The sequence below is a fragment of the Duganella sp. Root1480D1 genome (assembly GCF_001427305.1).
Taxonomy (GTDB): Bacteria; Pseudomonadota; Gammaproteobacteria; order Burkholderiales; family Burkholderiaceae_D; genus Rugamonas.
This window is the reverse complement of the sequence record NZ_LMFZ01000001.1, coordinates 200,075-217,242: the sequence shown is the minus strand read 5'-3', so window position 1 is coordinate 217,242 and position 17,168 is coordinate 200,075. Positions and strand designations below refer to the sequence as shown.

Genomic DNA, 17,168 nt, shown 5'->3' with positions numbered 1-17,168 from the left:
GTGCTCCTAGTTCAGGTCAAAACCGCCGGCCGGCTGGCCAGGCTTCTGGGATTTGTCTTGCCGTTGCGGCGGCTCGCCTTCCATCTTGCCCATGAAGATGCGCGAGGCGCGGCTCGGATCGCTCACGTTGGAGGTCGGCAAGGCATTGTTGGCCAGCTCAGGCGGCAGCGGCTTGACCAGGCGCGGCGTAATCACGAACACCAGTTCGGTGCGGTCGGTCTGGAAGTCATTGGAGCGGAACAGGGCGCCCAGCACCGGGATTTCGCCCAGGCCCGGCACCGCCTTGATATTGTTGGTCGAGTTGTTCTTGATCAGGCCGCCAATGGCGAAGCTCTGGCCGTCGAACAACTGCACCGTGGTGGCGGCGCGGCGGGTGGTGAACGAAGGCAGGATGGCCGTGCCGTTGACGCCGGCCGCCGAGATGCCGACGCCTTCCTTGTTCAGCTCCGACACTTCCGGCGCCACTTTCAGGTTGATGCGGCCATCGGCCAGCACGGTCGGGGTGAAGCGCACGGCCACGCCGAATTCCTTCTCTTCCAGCGTGATGCGGGTGAAGCCGCCGCCGTCCGGGGTGGACGCGACCGGGATGAAGATCTTGCCGCCGGCCAGGAAACTGGCTTCCTGGCCGCTGATGGCCATCAGGTTAGGCTCGGCCAGCATCTTCACCAGGCCGTCGCGCTTTTGCGCATCGATGACGAAGGAATTGCCGTTGGTGCTCTTGAAGGCACCGGCCAGCGATGGATTGCCGCTCAGCAGGTTGGACAGCAGGGTATAGGTCCAGTTGCCGATGGTATGGTTAAGGCCGATGCTGGCGCCGAGCTGGTCGACCAGCGTCTTCGACACTTCGGCCACTTTCACCTCCAGCATCACCTGCTGCGGCGCGGCCACGCTCAGCATATTGATGACTTTGAGCGACATGCCGTTGTCGCCGGTGGCCATTTGCTGCGTGCCGGAACCGGCCGGGGCCGAAGCGCCGCTGCCGGGGCCGCCGCTACTGGTGGGGCGCTGGCGCGTGACGAAGGCATTGGCCATCTGCAGCACGTGCTCGGCCACCACCACGTCCGGTACCGTGCCGCTGACCATGATGGAGTCGGCGGCCGCAGTCACCTTGACCATGCCGGGCATGCCGGTCAGCTTGTCGATGCCGGCCTGCAGGGTGGCCGTGTCGGCGCTGACGGTCAGGTCGGCAATCACGGTGTCGCCGGTCTTTTGCCACACGATCAGGTTGGTGGTGCCCACGCTGCGGCCCAGCATATACACTTCACGCGGGTTGAGCAGGATCACGTCGGCGACGCGCGCATCGCCCACCGCCACCCGTGCCGCCGGGTGCTGCAGGCGCACGATGCTGGATTTTCCTTCGGCCAGTTGCATGGCCGGCGCCAGTTCGGTGCGGCCTTCCGGTAGCGCGGCCGGCAGCGGGGCTTCCGTTTTCTTGCCGGGCATGCCGCCCTTGGCCTTCATCTTCGGCTGCTGCGCCACGACGGCTGCTTCGGCGCCCACCTGGGCGGCGGCCGGCGTGAGCAGGGCGGGCATGACCAGCAGGGCGCCCAGGATGCTCGGTACAGCGGTGCTTATCCTTTTCATGAGTAGCTCCGTATCAGAATTGTTGGCTGCTGCGGTCCAGGCCTTTGATCATTTCCACTTTCACGCCAGGTGGCGGCACAGTGGCCACTTTGCGTACCGGCACGGGCTTGGGGGCCGGGGCAGGGGCGGCTGCCGTCTTCGGTGCCGGGGCAGGCGTCGCGGCGCCCAGCAGGGTGGTCTTGGTGGCGCCGCTGGTCAGCGCAGGATTCGGGTCGACCTGGTTGCGCAGCACCAGCGACAGGCTGCCCACGCTGCGTGCCAGGTCCAGCTTTTCCACTTGTTCGGGCGTCAGTTCCAGCGTCACCGCGTTGACCACTTTCGGCTTGGTCTCGTCGCGTGAGGATTCCTGCGCCACGGCCAGCACCAGGATGCGTTCCAGCACGATCTTGGAAATGGTCGGGTCCTTGGTCTGGGTGCGCTGGCCTTCTTCCTGGGTGTTGACCAGGATGTCGACGTAATTGCCCGGCAGGGCGAAACCGGCCACGCCCACCACGTCGTTGACCCGCACGGTCATGGCGCGCTTGCCTTCGGCCACCACGGCCGACAGGCCGCCCTGGGTGCCTGGAGGCGCCAGCTTGGCTTCCAGGATCGGTTCGCCGCGGGTGATGCTGGTGCGGCTGACGCGCGACTCGAGCGCCTTGTCGTCCTTGATGGCGCCCGGCGGCTGCACCGAGGCTGGCCAGTCGACCAGGCGCACCATGTCGGGCGTGATGCGCGCCCCCAGGCTGATGTCCACCTGCGCTACGGCCACCTTGGCGGTGCTGCCGCTGGCTTGCGCGTTGATCCAGCGCGCTGCCACCACAACGGCCACGAAGGCCAGGGCGATGGCTACCACCATCATGATCATTGCTCGTGTGTTCCTCATGATTATCCCCTTGCGTCCTTGTTTTTAAGCCGCTGAAAAATAGTTGTCCCATGCCCACCCGAGCGAGGCGATGTCGAGCGAGGGCAGGCGTCCTTCATAGGCGGCCAGGTCGTGCAACTGCGATACCAGGTCGCGTGGATAGCAGGCCATCAGCGGCCGTTCGTGTGTATGGTGCTGGCGCATCAGCCAGGCGAAAGTCTCGGCCTCGAATGGCACCGTGTAGCGCTGGCACACCTGGCGGAACACGGTTTCGTACTGTTCCGGATTGAGCGGGCCGACGTGGATCTTGTAGCCCAGGCGGCGCAGGAAAGAACCGTCGGCCAGCGATTCGGGCGGCAGGTTGGAGGAAAAGATCACCACCACGTCGAACGGCACCGGGAACTTGTAGCCGTTCTGCAGCGACAGGTAATCGACCTGGCGGTCCATCGGCACGATCCAGCGGTTCATCAGTTCGACCGGCGAGCAGCGCTGGCGCCCCAGGTCGTCGATGATGAAGATGCCGCCATTGGCCTTCAGGTGCGGCGGCGCCTGGTACAGGCGGGTGGTGGGGTCGAAGCGCAAGTCCAGCGCTTCCAGGGTCAGTTCGCCGCCGGTGATCACGGCAGGTCGCTGGCTGCGCACCCAGCGCTGGTCGCGAGGGGTGCGGCGGTCGAACAGCATGCCGGCAGGCGCCGTGTCTTCGATGGCGGTGTGCAGCACCGGGTCGTAGACCGGGATGATGTCGCCGTCGACTAGCAGCGCATGGGGCACGGCGATCTGGCCTTGCAGCAGGCCGTTCAGGCGCTCTGCCAGGTAGGTTTTTCCGCTGCCGGCCGGACCATGGATAAAGATGGCGCGGCCACTGTTCATGGCCGCGCCCAACTGGTCAAGCACTGCAGGGCTGGCGACGATGCCATCGAACGTCTTGCGAATGTGTTCGCGCTTGACGTGCATCTGCGCCACGCTATGGGCGCGCACGCGTTCGGCATAATCGCTAAAGGTTACCGGGGCGGCGCCGGCATAGGCGTCGCGGCGCACGAACTCCGCAGCGCGGGCGCGGCCCGTATCGGTCAGGTTGTAGACGATGTCGGCATCGGTGTTGCTGACGCCGCGGCGCATCATCTCCATCAGCTTTTCGGTGCGCATGAAGGCCAGCACCGGCTCCAGCACCGACGGCGGCAGCTTCAGGTGGCCGGCCAGCTCGTTGAGCTTGATCTGGCCGCGCTGGTACAGCACCTTGCTGGTCAGTTCCACCAGCAGCAGGAAGGGCAGCCCGGTTTCTTCCACCGTGCGCGGTGCGGGAACGCGCAGCGGGTCGTCAGCCCAGGGGCGCTTGCTTGGTTCTTCAAAATCGGCAGGCATGGCGGACCTCTCTTAAAACACCATTGGCAGGACGCGGTATTTCACGCGGCGCATGTACAGCAGATACTCGCTATCGCGCGACAGGAACCGCTCTTCGCGCTGCAGGCGGGCCAGCAGCAGCAGCGAGGCGACCAGGCAGGTGGCGCTGTTGCCGGCGCTGGTATTGGACAGCACATACCCCAGGTAGCTGAGCAGGTAGCTGGCATACAGCGGATGGCGGATCCAGCGATACAGCCCCGTGGTCTTGATCTGGCGCCGCGCAGCGACCAGGCCGAAGCTGCGGTTGAGAGACAGCAGCCCGCCGATCTGCAGCAGCGCGCCGAGCACGATCAGGGCACGCGCCGCGGGCAGCAGGCCTTCGCCGCTGGGGGCAAAGAAGAAGGGCGCGCCGGTGGAGGCGATGGCCAGCGCCCAGTCCAGCGGCGAATGCGACACCGCGGCCGGCTCCGAGCGAAGCATGAACAATGCCGCCACCAGGGTTTCCGAGGCCACGAACAGCAGGTAAGTCCAGTCGCCGGTGGCGTTGAAGGCGCGCGCGTGGGCCACCGAGAACAACAGCCAGACGCTGGCCAGTGCACCGGCAGCGAGCAGGTTGGCGGCGCGCGAACCGAGGATGTGGTTGGCATTCATAGCAGGCTCCAGCCGAGATAACGGGTCAGCAACAGGTAGCACACCGTGCCGGTGGCAATCGCCACCGCATAGGGTAGTTGGCCGGTGGCAGCGGACGGGGCATCGATGCGGGCGCTGCCGCCCGACATGCCGCGCAGCACGCTGCCCAGCACCATGAGCTTGACGTTGCTGGCCACCTTGCACAGGCTGCCCTGGAACAAAGCCACCAGCAGGGCCAGCACGCCGCCGGCCAGCACGCTGGCCAGGCCGGCGCCGAGGATGTCGAGCGGACCGAGGAAGGCGCCCAGCATGGCCATCAGCTTGACGTCGCCGGCACCCATCGCGCCCAGCGCATACATCGGCAGCAGCAGGAGCAGGCCCAGCAACATGCCGGCCCCGGCTTTCAGCATGCCCAGCGCGCCGAACGGTTCGCTGAACAGGCCGGCGCCCGGCGTCACGGTGGCCTGCAGCGCCAGCCCGGACACCAGGCCCAGCAGGACCAGCTTGTTGGGAATGCGGCGGCTGCGCACGTCGCTGGCCACGGCCCAGGCCAGCAGGCCAGCCAGCAGCACGATGGGCAGCAGGGCGCGGGTATCGAAATTCATTGTTCGCTCCGCTGCAGCAGCTTGCCGCACAGGGTCCAGATGACGATGGCGCCCAGGGCGCCGGCATAGCCGTCGATGGCGTAATGCCAGCCCAGGTGCACCGAGCCGACCTGGATCAGCACGGCAAACACGGTGAGGGCGATGCCGGCAGCGCGGTTCAGGCGCCAGCCGAGCAGGGCCAGCAGCACCGAACTGGCCACGTGCATGCTGGGCATGGCGGAAATGCTGAGGGCGTTGGTACCGCTGTGCAGCGAGTAGTCGTGCCACAGCGTGTCCTGCACTTGCAGGGCCATCACCGGGATCACCTTGTCGGCATCGCGCAGGTAATGCATCAGGCCGGCGAACGGATCGGCGCCCGGCACCATGAAGCCGTAGTAGCAGGGGCCAACCGAAGAGAACAGCATGGCCATCACATTGCCCAGCAGGATCCAGCTCAGCACAAAGCTCAGCATGAACTGCATGCGCAACTGGCGGCGCTCCAGGTTGAAGGCCAGCCAGTAGACGGTCGCCAGCACGATGAAGAACCACAGGTGGTAATTGAAATTCAGGATGGCCGTCATCAGCGGGTTGCCGAATACCGGCTGCAGCAGTTCCCAGGGTTGCGCGCCGCCATGCAGCCAGGCGTCGGCGGCGGCCATGCGGGCATCCCAGGCATACGGCTGCACCATCGGCACCGCGGCTTTCAGCACGGTGAAGCTGGCGGCGAACAGCGGCATCATGCCCAGCACCGGTGCCGAGAACAGCAGCCGCTCGCGCGTCAGGTAGGCCGACAGGTGTTGTTTCAGGTAGCGCACCAGATGCTCGGGGCGCTGGAAGATCATGACGTAAATGGTGTAGCCGCACAGCGCAAACACCAGGCCCATCGCCAGGGTCGCGAGGTAGCCTTCCAGTTGCAGGTTGTGGCGGTATTTATCCGGGTAGGCAGCGCACAGCGCCAGGGCGGCGGCCAGTTCCAGGGCGACGATGGCCAGCAGCAGGGCATGCTCGCGCAGCAGGGCGCGTGGCAGGCTGGGACGGGTCGCGATGCGTTGGGTAAGGACGGCGCTCATGATGTGGCCAGCAAGACTTGGGATTTGACGAAGGTGAACAGCGAAAGAAGCTGGGTGCCGGCCTTGCCGACGCTGACGACGATGACCACGGCGATCAGTCCTGCCAGCAATGCGTACTCGATTGCCGAGACGCCCGAGTCGTTGCGGAGGAAGCGTAAGAATTGGTCTTTCACGATCGACCTCCAGGTAAAAAATTCGTCCGGGGAGGCGGGGGAAGCCTCGCCGGACGCAGGGACCAGACTTAGCTGTTGGCGGTGGTGAGCGCCGTGCCGATCTTGTCGAAGGTCTTATCCAGTTGGGTGCCGATCAGTTTGACGGCGGCGATGATCACGACAGCGATCAGGGCAGCGATCAGGCCGTATTCGATAGCGGTCACGCCTTGTTCGTCGCGGATGAATTTTTGGATGGCTTTCATGATGATTCCTTTCAGGACGTTGAATAAACTGCACCAAAGTGTTTGCAGCTTCACGGAACAAGCCCGTTTCACCTGCCTTTTCCAAGCGCTAGAAGCACAATGATGCCGACGACAACTGTCAGTGAGGCTACAAGTACATATTCGTAAAAGGCCCGGCCGTCTTCGTCGGCGATGAAGCTTGCGATGTGGGGCGGCATGAATCTGCTACGCATTCTGTACTCCGGACATGGTTGTGTTGGCCTTGCCTGGTTCTAGTCTCAGCCGACATGTTTTGCCGTGCTGATGAGTCCACTTTAGGCTCCCTCGTGTTGAGTTCCATCAAACATCTGTCCTTTTCTGGCCGTGACAGAAGTCATTTTTTTCCAGCAGGAATCAGGACATTTGTCCCGGTTCAATGAAGATGTGTCGATGGAAATGTTTTGGGCACCCCTGCCGGTAGTGGGCAGGGGGCGATGGGGACGCTACAGGTCGGCCTGATCGAGCCTGTGCTTGGTGGCGAACACGTACAGGTCCAGGCGGTTTGACACGCCCAGCTTGTGGTAGATGGTGGTCAAATGGTTGCGTAAAGTGTGCTCGGAAATAAACAGTTGTTGCGCCAAAGCCTTGTTCACCGCACCGCCACCTGTTGCAATCAAGCTGCAGATGCGCCTTTCCTTGGCGGTGAGCTGGGCAATCTTGTCCAGTTCCGGGTCTTGCCGCCGCGCCGCCTGGGGATTGCGCATGGCTTCGAACACGCGGCTGAGCATGATGCCGTCGAGCCACAGCTCGCCGCCGTGGACTTTTTCGATAGCCTTCAGGACAATCTCGGCCGGTTCATCCTTGCTGACCACGCCGCGCGCACCGAGCATCACTGCACGGTCCAGCAGTTCGCGGTCGCGCGTGCCCGACAGCACCAGTACGCGCGCACCGTTGCAGCCTGCCAGCAGGCGCGGCATGATGTCCAGCGAACAGGTGCCGCCCAGGTCGATGTCCAGCAGGATGACGTCGGGCAGCACTTCAGGCGCCATAGCCAGCGCGCTGTCGCAGTCGCGCGCGGTACCGACCACCAGCATGTTCAGCGCTTCGCTTTCGATCAGCTTGCCCAGGCCCCATAGCAGGGTCTTGTGGTCATCGACCAGCATGATGCGGATACGTTTATCGGCTTGCCCCATACTCCCCTCACACCGGAATCACGATCTGTACCGCAGTGTTGTTCTGGCGGCCGCGCAGCACGCGCGCTTCACCGCCCAGGGCGGCGGCGCGTTCAGCGATTGAGCTCGGAGTAAAGTCTAGCACCGGCTGGCCCGAACATTCATTCTCAATTCGCACGCTCAACTGGCCGGCCGTGCAGGCCAGCTCGATATAGCCGTTGCGCGCTGTTGTATGTTTGCAGATATTGCTCATGCCCTCATTGACGATCTGGAACACTTCGGCTGCCAGGCGGTCGCTCATATGCAGCTCGCCCTTGGTGTCGACATTGATGTGCACGTCGTAGAACTGGCGCAGTTGCGCCGCTTGCCGGCGCAGGGCGATCAGCAATTCGGGCTCCTTCATCTCCAGTCCGCCGCGCAGGCTTTTGGCGTAATTGCGCAAGTCGCGCACCACCTGCGAGGTGACGTCGAGCAGGTTGTCCAGGTCCGGCACCAGCGGGTTGCCGGGATCGGCTTTCAGGCGGATGCCCGACACCCCGTGGCGCAGGCCGATATAGGGCTGGATCGTGGTGTCATGCAAGTCGCGGGCGATACGCTCGCGCTCGCGTAACACGGCTTCCGATGCCATGCGGTCCAGCAACTCGATGTTCTCGATGACGGGGAAGGCCTGGGCCGCGATCTGCAGCAGGAACAGCGCGTCCGACTTGTGGAAGTGGTGGCGCTGCGACACCACGATCAGGCGCCCGGAGCCGCGCCGCAGCGGCAGCGGCACCGCGATCAGCGACAGCGCATCGAGCAGTTCGGCCAGGGTTGCACCGCCCTCGGCGTCCTGCTCCACCCAGCGCTGGTGTTCGCTGTCGTAGCTTTTGAGTTGCAGCACGCGCCGCAGCCAGGCGCCGCGCGGCTGGCGCATCAGCAAAATGGCATCTTCGCCGCCCACCAGCAGCGGCGCGGCAGCGTCCGGCGCCAGGTTGCTGGCATGGATCGGTCGCCCGGCATTGGCCGAGCTGGCCGCGCGCAGGGTCCAGCTGGCCGCGCTGTTGTCATGCATCAGCAGGATGCAGCTATGGGCGTGGTAGAACAGGCGGGTTTGCTCGAGCACCGAGCCGATGGTGCGGTCGACCCCGAAGCGCGGATTGGACATCTGGCTCACCGCATGCAGCAAGGCCATGCGCTGGCGCTGGATCATGGCCATGCCGCCCCAGTGCGCGATCATGTAACCGAGGGCCAGCAGGAAAGTGGCGCGCAGCATCACCACCGCCATTTCGGCCTGGCTGTGCGTGTACAGCGAGGTCAGGGCAAAAGCCAGCGAGGCGGCCATCGTGATGCGGGCGCCTTCCTCGAAGCCGTGGCTGAAGGCCGAGGTCAGGATGGCGAAGAAAAACAGCAGGAAATAGAAGCTGGAATCGCCGCCGGTGACATATACCATCAGCGTGAACCAGCCGACGTCGAGCCAGTGCACCAGCTTGCTGCGCACCAGGATCGAGCGGTTGGCCAGCAACAGCAGGGTCACGCTTTGCAGCAGGTAGGCCAGGAACACCCCCAGCGACAGCACGTCGGCGCGGCCGGCCGGCTCCACCACCAGGGTAAACAGGCAGGCTACGGCCAGTACCAGGCGCATCCAGCGCACCATGGAAGCGTCCGAAGTGTCCTTCGGCAGGGTCGCGTGCAGCAGGCCTTCGTTGATCACATTCTCTCCGGCGCGTTGTTGTTACCATGCTAAGAGAACCAACAGTCCTTGTCCACAACAAGGTTGTATTTTTGAAACGTTGCCGGGGGCTTGAAATCCGGCGAAGCGGCCCCATGTGGGCGTTTCCGAAGTTCCGTATAAGACTATTGAGGTAAAAATGGCAGAAAACAAGCAAACCATGGGGTTCCAGGCGGAAGTCAAACAGCTTCTGCAACTGATGATCCATTCGCTGTACTCGAACAAGGAAATCTTCCTGCGCGAGCTGGTCTCGAATGCTTCCGATGCGGCCGACAAGCTGCGTTTCGAGGCGATCAACAACGATGCCCTGTACGGCAACGACCATGAACTGAAAATCCGCGTCGGCTTCGACAAGGAAGCGCGCACCATCACCATTTCCGACAACGGCATCGGCATGAGCCGCGACGAGGCGATTTCCCACCTCGGTACCATCGCCAAGTCGGGCACCAAGGAATTTTTCGGCAAGCTGTCGGGCGACCAGCAGAAGGATGCGGCCCTGATCGGCCAGTTTGGCGTCGGCTTCTACTCCGGCTTCATCGTAGCCGACAGGATTACCGTCGAATCGCGCCGCGCCGGCCTGGACGCTTCCCAGGGCGTGCGCTGGGAGTCGGCCGGTGAGGGCGATTACTCGATCGAACCGATCGAGAAGGCTGGCCGTGGCACCGACATCATCCTGCACCTGCGCGAGGGCGAGGATGAATTGTTGTCGAGCTGGAAACTGAAGTCCATCATCCGCAAGTACTCCGACCACATTTCGCTGCCGATCCAGATGCAGAAGGAAGAGTGGGACGAAGAGAAGAAAGAAACCGTCCTGAAGGACGAGCTGGAAACCATCAACCAGGCCAGCGCCCTGTGGGCCCGCTCCAAGAGTGAGATCACGCAGGAACAGTACGAGGAATTCTACAAACACGTATCGCACGACTTCGGCGCACCGCTGGCCTACACCCACAACCGCGTGGAAGGCCGCAGCGAATACACCCAGCTGCTGTACATCCCGGCCAAGGCTCCGTTCGACCTGTGGGACCGCAACAAGCGCGGCGGCATCAAGCTGTACGTCAAGCGCGTGTTCATCATGGACGACGCCGAGCAACTGATGCCGACTTACCTGCGCTTCGTCAAGGGCGTGATCGACTCGGCCGACCTGCCGCTGAACGTGTCGCGTGAGATCCTGCAGGAGTCGCGCGACGTGAAAGCCATCCGCGAGGGCTCGACCAAGCGCGTGCTGGGCATGCTGGAAGAACTGGCCAACGCCGACGAGCAGGAAAAGAAAGACAAGTACGCCACCTTCTGGACCGAATTCGGCCAGGTGCTGAAAGAGGGCATTGGCGAAGACTTCAGCAACAAGGAGCGCCTGGCCAAGCTGCTGCGCTTTGCCTCGACCGCCAACGAGGGCGACGAACAGACCGTGTCGCTGGAAGCCTATGTCGGCCGCATGAAGGAAGGCCAGGACAAGATCTTCTACGTCACCGCCGACAGCTTTGCCGCCGCCAAGAACTCGCCACACCTGGAGATCTTCCGCAAGAAGGGCGTCGAAGTGTTGCTGCTGACCGACCGCGTTGACGAGTGGATGCTGTCCTTCCTGAACGACTTCGAAGGCAAGGAACTGCATTCGGTAGCCAAGGGCGGCCTGGACCTGGGCGCGCTGGAAGACGAGGCGGAGAAGAAGGAACACGCCGAAACCGAAACCCAGTACCAGGAACTGGTCGGCAAGATGAAGGAAGCGCTGGCCGACAAGGCCAAGGAAGTGCGCGTCACCTTCCGCCTGACCGACTCGCCAGCCTGCCTGGTGGCCGACGAGCATGAACTGTCGGGCAACCTGCTGCGCATGCTGAAGGCAGCCGGCCAGGCCGCGCCGGAATCCAAGCCCATCCTGGAAATCAACCCGCAGCACCCGCTGGTCACGCGCCTGAAGTACGAAGACGCCGCCGGCGAGAAGTTCAAGGACTGGGCTCACATCCTGTTCGACCAGGCCTTGCTGGCTGAAGGCGGCACCCTGGCCGACCCGGCATCCTTCGTCAAGCGCATGAACGAATTGCTGTTGTCGAAGTAAGCGGAAGAAAGGGGCCTCGGCCCCTTTTTTGCGGTTCTTCGCGGGTCAGGCCCTTGGGGCAGGCCCAAATTTGCCGGTTCTGCTCTTCTCCAGTGGTATGAGATGAAAGAGTGACTTGCTTCGTTAGATTTGGAGAGACTTTAGCTACTTGTCAAGCGGCATAATCAAAGCAAGCCCGCCTTCGCGAGGATTGCATGACGGAAGTTCGCAAGCAGCGCATTCTCATCGTTGACGACCAGAGCGTCCACACCGTGGCGCTATGTGACGTGCTGCGCCAATACCAGTTTGACGCCGAAGGCTGCTCCAGTGCCGAGTCAGCGCTGGAGCTGTTGCGCGGCCAGTCATTCGACCTGATGCTGTCCGACCTGAACATGCCGGGCATGGACGGCATCGGACTGGTCAAGGAAGCCCTGCAGCTCGACCCCGACCTGGCCTGCATCATCATGACCGGCGAGGGCAGCATTGCCACCGCCGTGCGCGCCATGCAGGGCGGCGCCCTCGATTACATCGTCAAACCGTTCAAAGCGTCGTCCCTGCTGCCGGTCCTGGCGCGAGCCCAGGCCACGCGCGCCCTGCGCCTGGCCAACGCCGAGCTGGAACGCCAGTTGCGCCAGAATGTGATGGAACTGGCGGAAGCCAACCACCGCCTGGAGCAGGCGCGCACCGCGGCCGAACATGCGAACTCGGAAAAGTCGCGCTTCCTGTCGAATATGAGCCATGAGCTGCGCACGCCGCTCAACGGCATCCTCGGCTTTGCACAAATCCTGGCGGCCGACAAGCTGCCCGCGACCCAACTGGAAAAGCAGCGCTTTGCGCGCAATATCGTGCAGTCCGGCCAGCACCTGCTCAAGCTGGTGAACGAAATCCTGGACCTGGCGCGCATCGAGGCGGGCAAGGTGCCGCTGGCGATGGAAGCGGTCGACTTGCCAACCGTGTTGCAGGAATGCCGCATGATGGTGACGCCGCTGGCCGCCAAGCGCGACATCAGCCTTGGCTTCGGCGAGGTGCCGGAGCGGCGCCTGCGCGCCGACCGCACACGCCTGGTGCAGGTGCTGATCAACCTGCTGTCCAACGCCATCAAGTACAACCACGACCAGGGCCGCGTCGCTGTGGCCTGCGAAGCAGCGGAAGGCAGCCGCCTGCGCATTTCCGTCAGCGACACCGGGCCTGGGCTGGAGCCGGACCAGGTACAGCACATCTTCCAGCCATTCCACCGCCTCGGGCGCGACGAAGAGGAGGAGGGTAGCGGCCTTGGGCTGGCCCTCACCCGGCGCGTGGTCGAGGCCATGCAAGGCGCCATTGGCGTCGAGAGCCAACCGGGCCAGGGCAGCACCTTCTGGGTGGAACTGCCGCTGGTGCCTGAAACTACCCAACAGGTGCAACATGCGTAGTCGAACCATGCAGGTCCTTGCCGTGTTGTTCATTGTGCTGGCGCTGGGCGTGGCCTGGCTGTGGCAGCAGCAGCGGCGGCCGGCGCGGCCGGCGCAGGCGCTGGTGATCGCGGCCAATACCGAATATGTCGGCACTTGCGCGGTGGTGGCGGCGCAGCAGCGCGGCTTCTTTGCCGAACAGGGCTTGCAGGTCAAGGTGCTGCCTTTTTCAAGCGGCAAGGCTTCGATGCAGGCGGTGGTCGACGGCAAGGCTGATGTTGGCACGGTGGCCGACATCCCGATCGTGTTTGCCGCCATGGACGGGGTGCCGGTCAAGGTGCTGGCCACCTTTTTCCGCACCGGCAAGGACCACGGCATCATCGGCCGCCGCGACCACGGCGTGCTGACCCCGGCCAGCCTGAAAGGCAAGCGCATCGGCGTCACGCAGGGCACCTCGGGCCAGTTCACGCTGGACGTGTTCCTGAACTGGCAGCGCATGGACGGCAGTGAAGTTACCATGGTCAATTACAAGCCGGAAGAACTGGGCCAGGCCCTGCAGCGCGGCGACGTCGATGCGGTGGCCGGGTGGGAACCCTTCCTGGGCGCGATGCGCAAGCAGCTGGGCGATACCGCGGTAAGTTTCTCCGGCGAACAGGCTTACGAAAGCATTTACAACCTGGTCTCGCTGCAGCGCTTTACCGGCGAACGCGCGGCCGTCATCCCGCGCCTGCTGCAAGCCATCGAGCAGGGTTCGGCCTGGTGCGAAAAGTCGCCGCAGGAGGCCCAGCCCTTGCTGCCGGCCACCGCCAAGCTGAATCGCGACGAAGTGGTGGCTGCCTGGCCGACTTACCACTTCGGGCTGGAACTGGACCAGTCGCTGCTGCTGGCCTTTGAGGACCGGGCCCGCTGGGCCATCCGCAACCGCCTGGCCAATTCGCGCGAGGTGCCGAATTTCCTCGACAATGTGTACCTGGAAGGATTGGGCGCGGTGCGGCCGACTGCCGTCACCGTCATCCATTAAGCGACCATGAAAATCATTACTCGCCTGAAGTGGGCCCAGTGGCTGTGCGTGGCCGGCGTGGCGCTGGCGATCCTGCTGATGATCGGCGCCACGCGCCAGGTCAGGCAGGAACTGCAGCGCAACGAGCGCGCCGGCGAAATCGTCAGCGGCGTGGTGGCGCTGCGCTACCTGTCGCTGGAATATGCGCAAACCCAGGAACGGCGCTCCCATGTGCAGTGGCAGTTGCGCAAGGATTCGCTGCAAGGCCTGCTGCTGCGCGACGACTTGTTCCGGGAGGCGGAGGAATCGCAGTTGCTGCACGACCTGCAGGAAAATCTGCCCCTGCTGGCGCGGCACTTTTCCGAGTTGCTGCTGGTGCGGCAGGAACTGCGGGCCACGCCGGAGCGGGCCGAAGTGCTGCACCTGCTGGAAGCGCGCCTGTTCGGCCAATTGATGTCACGCACCCAGGACATGATCCGTGATGCCGAAGAGCTGGCGCGCCGCAGCCGCCAGGGCGTGTTGAGTGCGCAGCAGAACGCCACGGCCGTGGCGGCGGCGCTCGGATTGCTGCTGGCGCTGACCGTGCTGGGAGCGCTGGCCTTGACCATCCGCAGCGTGGCGCATCCGCTGGAACGGCTGCGGCGCGGCGCCGAACTGGTGGGCTCGGGCAAGCTGGATTTCCGCATGAATATGAAGGCGGTCGATGAGGTAGGCGACCTGGCGCGCGCCTTCGATGCCATGACTGAACGGTTGCGCTCGACCACGGTGTCGCGCGACGAATTGGTCAACGTTAACGCCGCCCTGCACGACGAGATGGCAGTGCGCCATGGTGCCGAACTGAAAGTGCAGGCCCAGCTCGGGCGGCTCAGCCTGCTGCACCAGATGACGCGCTCGATCGGCGAGCGGCAGGACTTGCGCAGCATCCTGCAGGTGCTGGTGCGCAGCCTGGAAGACCAGCTGCCGGTGGACTTTGCCTGCGTGTTCCTGCTGCAGGAGGGTGTGCTGGAGGCAAGTTGCGTCGGCCTGGGCAATGCCTTGCTGCCGGGCGATGCGGCGCTGAAAGAAGGCGCCCAGGTGTCGATCGACAATAACGGCCTGTCGCGCTGCGTGAAGGGACAACTGGTGTACGAGCCGGACATTAGCGGCAGCGAATTTCCCTTCCCGCACCGGCTGGCGCGCGGCGGCCTGAATTCCCTGGTGCTGGCGCCGCTGCAAGCGGAAAGCGTGGTGTTCGGCGTGCTGGCCGTGGCGCGCACCATCCCGAATGCCTTCTCCAGCGGCGAATGCGAATTCCTGCGCCAACTGAGCGAACACGCGGCCCTGGCGGCGCGTCAGGCGCAGTTGTATGGCGCATTGCAGCAGGCCTACCACACCCTGCATGCCACGCAGCAGTCGGTCACGCGTGAAGAACGTTTGCGGGCCCTGGGCCAGATGGCCAGCGGCATTGCGCACGACATCAATAACGCCATTTCCCCGGTGGCGCTGTACACCGAGACCTTGCTGGAAACCGAAACCGGCCTGAGTGCCAGCGGCCGCAGCAACCTGCAAGTGATCGCCCGCGCCATCGACGACGTGGCGGCAACGGTGGCGCGCATGCGCGAGCTGTACCGCCGGCGCGAACCGCAGATGGAGCTCACCAGCGTCAGCCTGAATGTGCTGGCGCAGCAGGTGGCCGACCTGACGCGGGCGCGCTGGAGCGACATGCCACAGCAGCGCGGCGTGGTGATCTCCATGAAGCTGGAGCTGGCGCCGGGGCTGCCGTCCGTGATGGGCTCGGAACCGGAAATCCGCGAAGCGCTGACCAACCTGGTGTTCAACGCCGTCGACGCCATGCCGGAAGGCGGCGCGCTGACCCTGCGCACGCGCAGCACCGGCGAGCATGCCATCGTCGACGTGGTGGACAGCGGCGTCGGCATGGACGAATCGACGCGCCGTCACTGCCTCGACCCGTTCTTTACCACCAAGGGCGAGCGCGGCAGCGGCCTGGGGCTGGCCACCGTCAACTCGATGGCGGAGCGCCACAGCGCCGTGGTGCAGGTGGAATCGATGATCGGCCAGGGCACCACGGTGTCGCTGGCCTTCCCGCTGCCGCAGGCGCATCTGGCCATGCCGCCGCTGGAAGCCCCGGCCACGACTGTGGCGGTAGCCGAGCCGATGCGCCTGCTGGTGATCGACGACGACCCGGCCGTGCTGGCCTCCATGACCACCATCCTGCAGCGCGATGGCCACACCGTGGTGGCGGCCAACGGCGGCGCCGCCGGCATCGATCAATTCCGCGCCTCGATGGAATCGAGCCTGCCGTTCGATGCAGTATTCAGCGACCTGGGCATGCCGCATGTCGACGGCCGCAAGGTGGCCGGCTGCATCAAGGAGCTGTCGCCCAATACGCCGGTGATCCTGGTCACCGGCTGGGGCCAGCGCCTGATTCCGGAAGGCGACGTGGATGCCAAGCCGGCCAGCGTGGACGAAGTGCTGAGCAAGCCGCCGCGCGTGCGCGAATTGCGGGAGGTGCTGCTGAAAGTGCACAAGGTCGGGTATAGTCCTGCGTCATGAATGATCCAATCGCTTTTGCCGCGCATCGCGCGCGGTTGTTTGCCATCGCCTATCGCATGCTGGGCGTGCGTGCCGATGCCGAGGACGTGGTGCAGGACGCCTGGATTCGCTGGCAGGGCGCCGATACCAGCGGCGTGCAGTCGTCCGAGGCCTGGCTGGTGACGGTAGTGACGCGGCTTTCCATCGACCGCCTGCGCGCCGCCATCGCAGAACGCGAAGCCTACGAGGGCCTGTGGCTGCCCGAACCGCTGGTCGCGATCGACGAGGAAACGCCGGAAGCCCAGGCCGAACGCGCCAGCGACTTGTCGCTGGCGTATATGTGGCTGCTGCAGCGCCTCGGTCCCGAGGAGCGCGCCGCCTTCCTGTTGCGCCAGGTGTTCGACTACGATTACGACGAGGTGGCTGAACAGCTTGGAAAGTCGGAAGCCGCGTGCCGCCAGATGGTGAGCCGGGCCGGCGACCGTGTGCAGCAGGGGCAGTCGCGCTTCGACATCCCGGCTGACACCCACCGCCAGCTATTGCAGCGCTTCGTGGAAGCCTCGTCCAGCGGCGACAAGGCGGCTGTGCGCGCCTTGCTGGCGGAAGACATGGAACTGGTGGGCGATGGCGGCGGCAAGGTCAAGTCCTTCGGCATCGTCATCACCGATCCGGACAAGATTGCAGCGCTGTACGCCGGCATGCACAAGCTGGGCGCCATCGAATACCGTGCCGCCATGGTCAATGGCGAACCGGGCTTGCTGCGCTTCGTGGACGGGGTGCTGGAATCGGCGCAGGGCTTTGCCAGCGACGGCCAGCGCATCACCGGCATCTATGTGGTGCGCAACCCGGATAAGTTGGCGCATATTCTTAACTGACGTTAGCAGGCAGGTACGCCGCGGAGGGTCCGGAC

15 protein-coding genes are annotated in these 17,168 nt (G+C 64.4%); 5 read left to right on the top strand and 10 right to left on the bottom strand.

Annotated features, from left to right (window positions below; translation table 11 throughout):
• Nucleotides 1–6: 6 nt before the first annotated feature.
• The 10 genes from ASD58_RS01120 to ASD58_RS01085 all read right to left on the bottom strand — a co-directional run bounded on the left by ASD58_RS01120 (nucleotide 7) and on the right by ASD58_RS01085 (nucleotide 9,288).
• The gene (locus ASD58_RS01120; RefSeq protein WP_057259186.1) at nucleotides 7–1,584 is read right to left on the bottom strand and encodes a type II and III secretion system protein family protein; all 1,578 of its coding nucleotides are present in this window, start codon (nucleotides 1,582–1,584) and stop codon (nucleotides 7–9) included.
• 13 nt (nucleotides 1,585–1,597) lie between these two features.
• Complete coding sequence (cpaB, locus tag ASD58_RS01115) at nucleotides 1,598–2,449, bottom strand: Flp pilus assembly protein CpaB (protein WP_057259183.1); 852 nt, start codon at nucleotides 2,447–2,449, stop codon at nucleotides 1,598–1,600.
• 24 nt (nucleotides 2,450–2,473) lie between these two features.
• Nucleotides 2,474–3,790: an ATP-binding protein gene (locus ASD58_RS01110; RefSeq protein WP_200951552.1), complete on the bottom strand. Its 1,317-nt coding sequence runs from the start codon at nucleotides 3,788–3,790 to the stop codon at nucleotides 2,474–2,476.
• 12 nt (nucleotides 3,791–3,802) lie between these two features.
• Nucleotides 3,803–4,420, bottom strand: a complete 618-nt coding sequence (locus ASD58_RS01105) for an isoprenylcysteine carboxylmethyltransferase family protein (RefSeq protein ID WP_057259181.1) — start codon at nucleotides 4,418–4,420, stop codon at nucleotides 3,803–3,805.
• Entirely contained in the window at nucleotides 4,417–5,004 is a 588-nt protein-coding gene (locus ASD58_RS01100) for a prepilin peptidase (protein WP_057259179.1), read from the bottom strand. Before ASD58_RS01100 ends, ASD58_RS01105 begins: the two co-directional genes overlap by 4 nt.
• Nucleotides 5,001–6,053, bottom strand: a complete 1,053-nt coding sequence (locus ASD58_RS01095) for a phosphatase PAP2 family protein (RefSeq protein ID WP_057259178.1) — start codon at nucleotides 6,051–6,053, stop codon at nucleotides 5,001–5,003. Before ASD58_RS01095 ends, ASD58_RS01100 begins: the two co-directional genes overlap by 4 nt.
• Nucleotides 6,050–6,226 carry a Flp family type IVb pilin gene (locus tag ASD58_RS30320; protein ID WP_082565153.1) on the bottom strand — a complete coding sequence of 59 codons (177 nt, stop codon included), beginning with the start codon at nucleotides 6,224–6,226 and terminating at the stop codon, nucleotides 6,050–6,052. The genes ASD58_RS01095 and ASD58_RS30320 overlap by 4 nt, the downstream gene beginning before the upstream one ends.
• 68 nt (nucleotides 6,227–6,294) lie before the next feature.
• Nucleotides 6,295–6,468: a Flp family type IVb pilin gene (locus ASD58_RS30315; RefSeq protein WP_082565152.1), complete on the bottom strand. Its 174-nt coding sequence runs from the start codon at nucleotides 6,466–6,468 to the stop codon at nucleotides 6,295–6,297.
• A gap of 461 nt (nucleotides 6,469–6,929) precedes the next feature.
• Complete coding sequence (locus ASD58_RS01090; protein WP_057259176.1) at nucleotides 6,930–7,619, bottom strand: response regulator transcription factor; 690 nt, start codon at nucleotides 7,617–7,619, stop codon at nucleotides 6,930–6,932.
• Between the two features lie 7 nt (nucleotides 7,620–7,626).
• Nucleotides 7,627–9,288 carry a sensor histidine kinase gene (locus tag ASD58_RS01085; RefSeq protein ID WP_057259174.1) on the bottom strand — a complete coding sequence of 554 codons (1,662 nt, stop codon included), beginning with the start codon at nucleotides 9,286–9,288 and terminating at the stop codon, nucleotides 7,627–7,629.
• Nucleotides 9,289–9,445: 157 nt separating this feature from the next.
• On the opposite strand from ASD58_RS01085, the gene htpG reads away from it, so the two are divergent.
• The 5 genes from htpG to ASD58_RS01060 all read left to right on the top strand — a co-directional run bounded on the left by htpG (nucleotide 9,446) and on the right by ASD58_RS01060 (nucleotide 17,133).
• A complete protein-coding gene (htpG, locus tag ASD58_RS01080) occupies nucleotides 9,446–11,356 on the top strand; it encodes a molecular chaperone HtpG (RefSeq protein WP_057259172.1) in 1,911 nt (636 codons plus the stop codon).
• Nucleotides 11,357–11,550: 194 nt separating this feature from the next.
• Nucleotides 11,551–12,747: a hybrid sensor histidine kinase/response regulator gene (locus ASD58_RS01075; protein WP_057259170.1), complete on the top strand. Its 1,197-nt coding sequence runs from the start codon at nucleotides 11,551–11,553 to the stop codon at nucleotides 12,745–12,747.
• Complete coding sequence (locus ASD58_RS01070; protein WP_057259168.1) at nucleotides 12,740–13,747, top strand: ABC transporter substrate-binding protein; 1,008 nt, start codon at nucleotides 12,740–12,742, stop codon at nucleotides 13,745–13,747. The genes ASD58_RS01075 and ASD58_RS01070 overlap by 8 nt, the downstream gene beginning before the upstream one ends.
• A gap of 6 nt (nucleotides 13,748–13,753) precedes the next feature.
• The gene (locus tag ASD58_RS01065) at nucleotides 13,754–16,279 is read left to right on the top strand and encodes an ATP-binding protein (protein WP_057259166.1); all 2,526 of its coding nucleotides are present in this window, start codon (nucleotides 13,754–13,756) and stop codon (nucleotides 16,277–16,279) included.
• Nucleotides 16,276–17,133 (top strand): RNA polymerase sigma-70 factor, encoded by an 858-nt coding sequence (locus ASD58_RS01060; protein ID WP_057259164.1) that lies wholly within the window; start codon nucleotides 16,276–16,278, stop codon nucleotides 17,131–17,133. The genes ASD58_RS01065 and ASD58_RS01060 overlap by 4 nt, the downstream gene beginning before the upstream one ends.
• Nucleotides 17,134–17,168 lie beyond the last annotated feature (35 nt).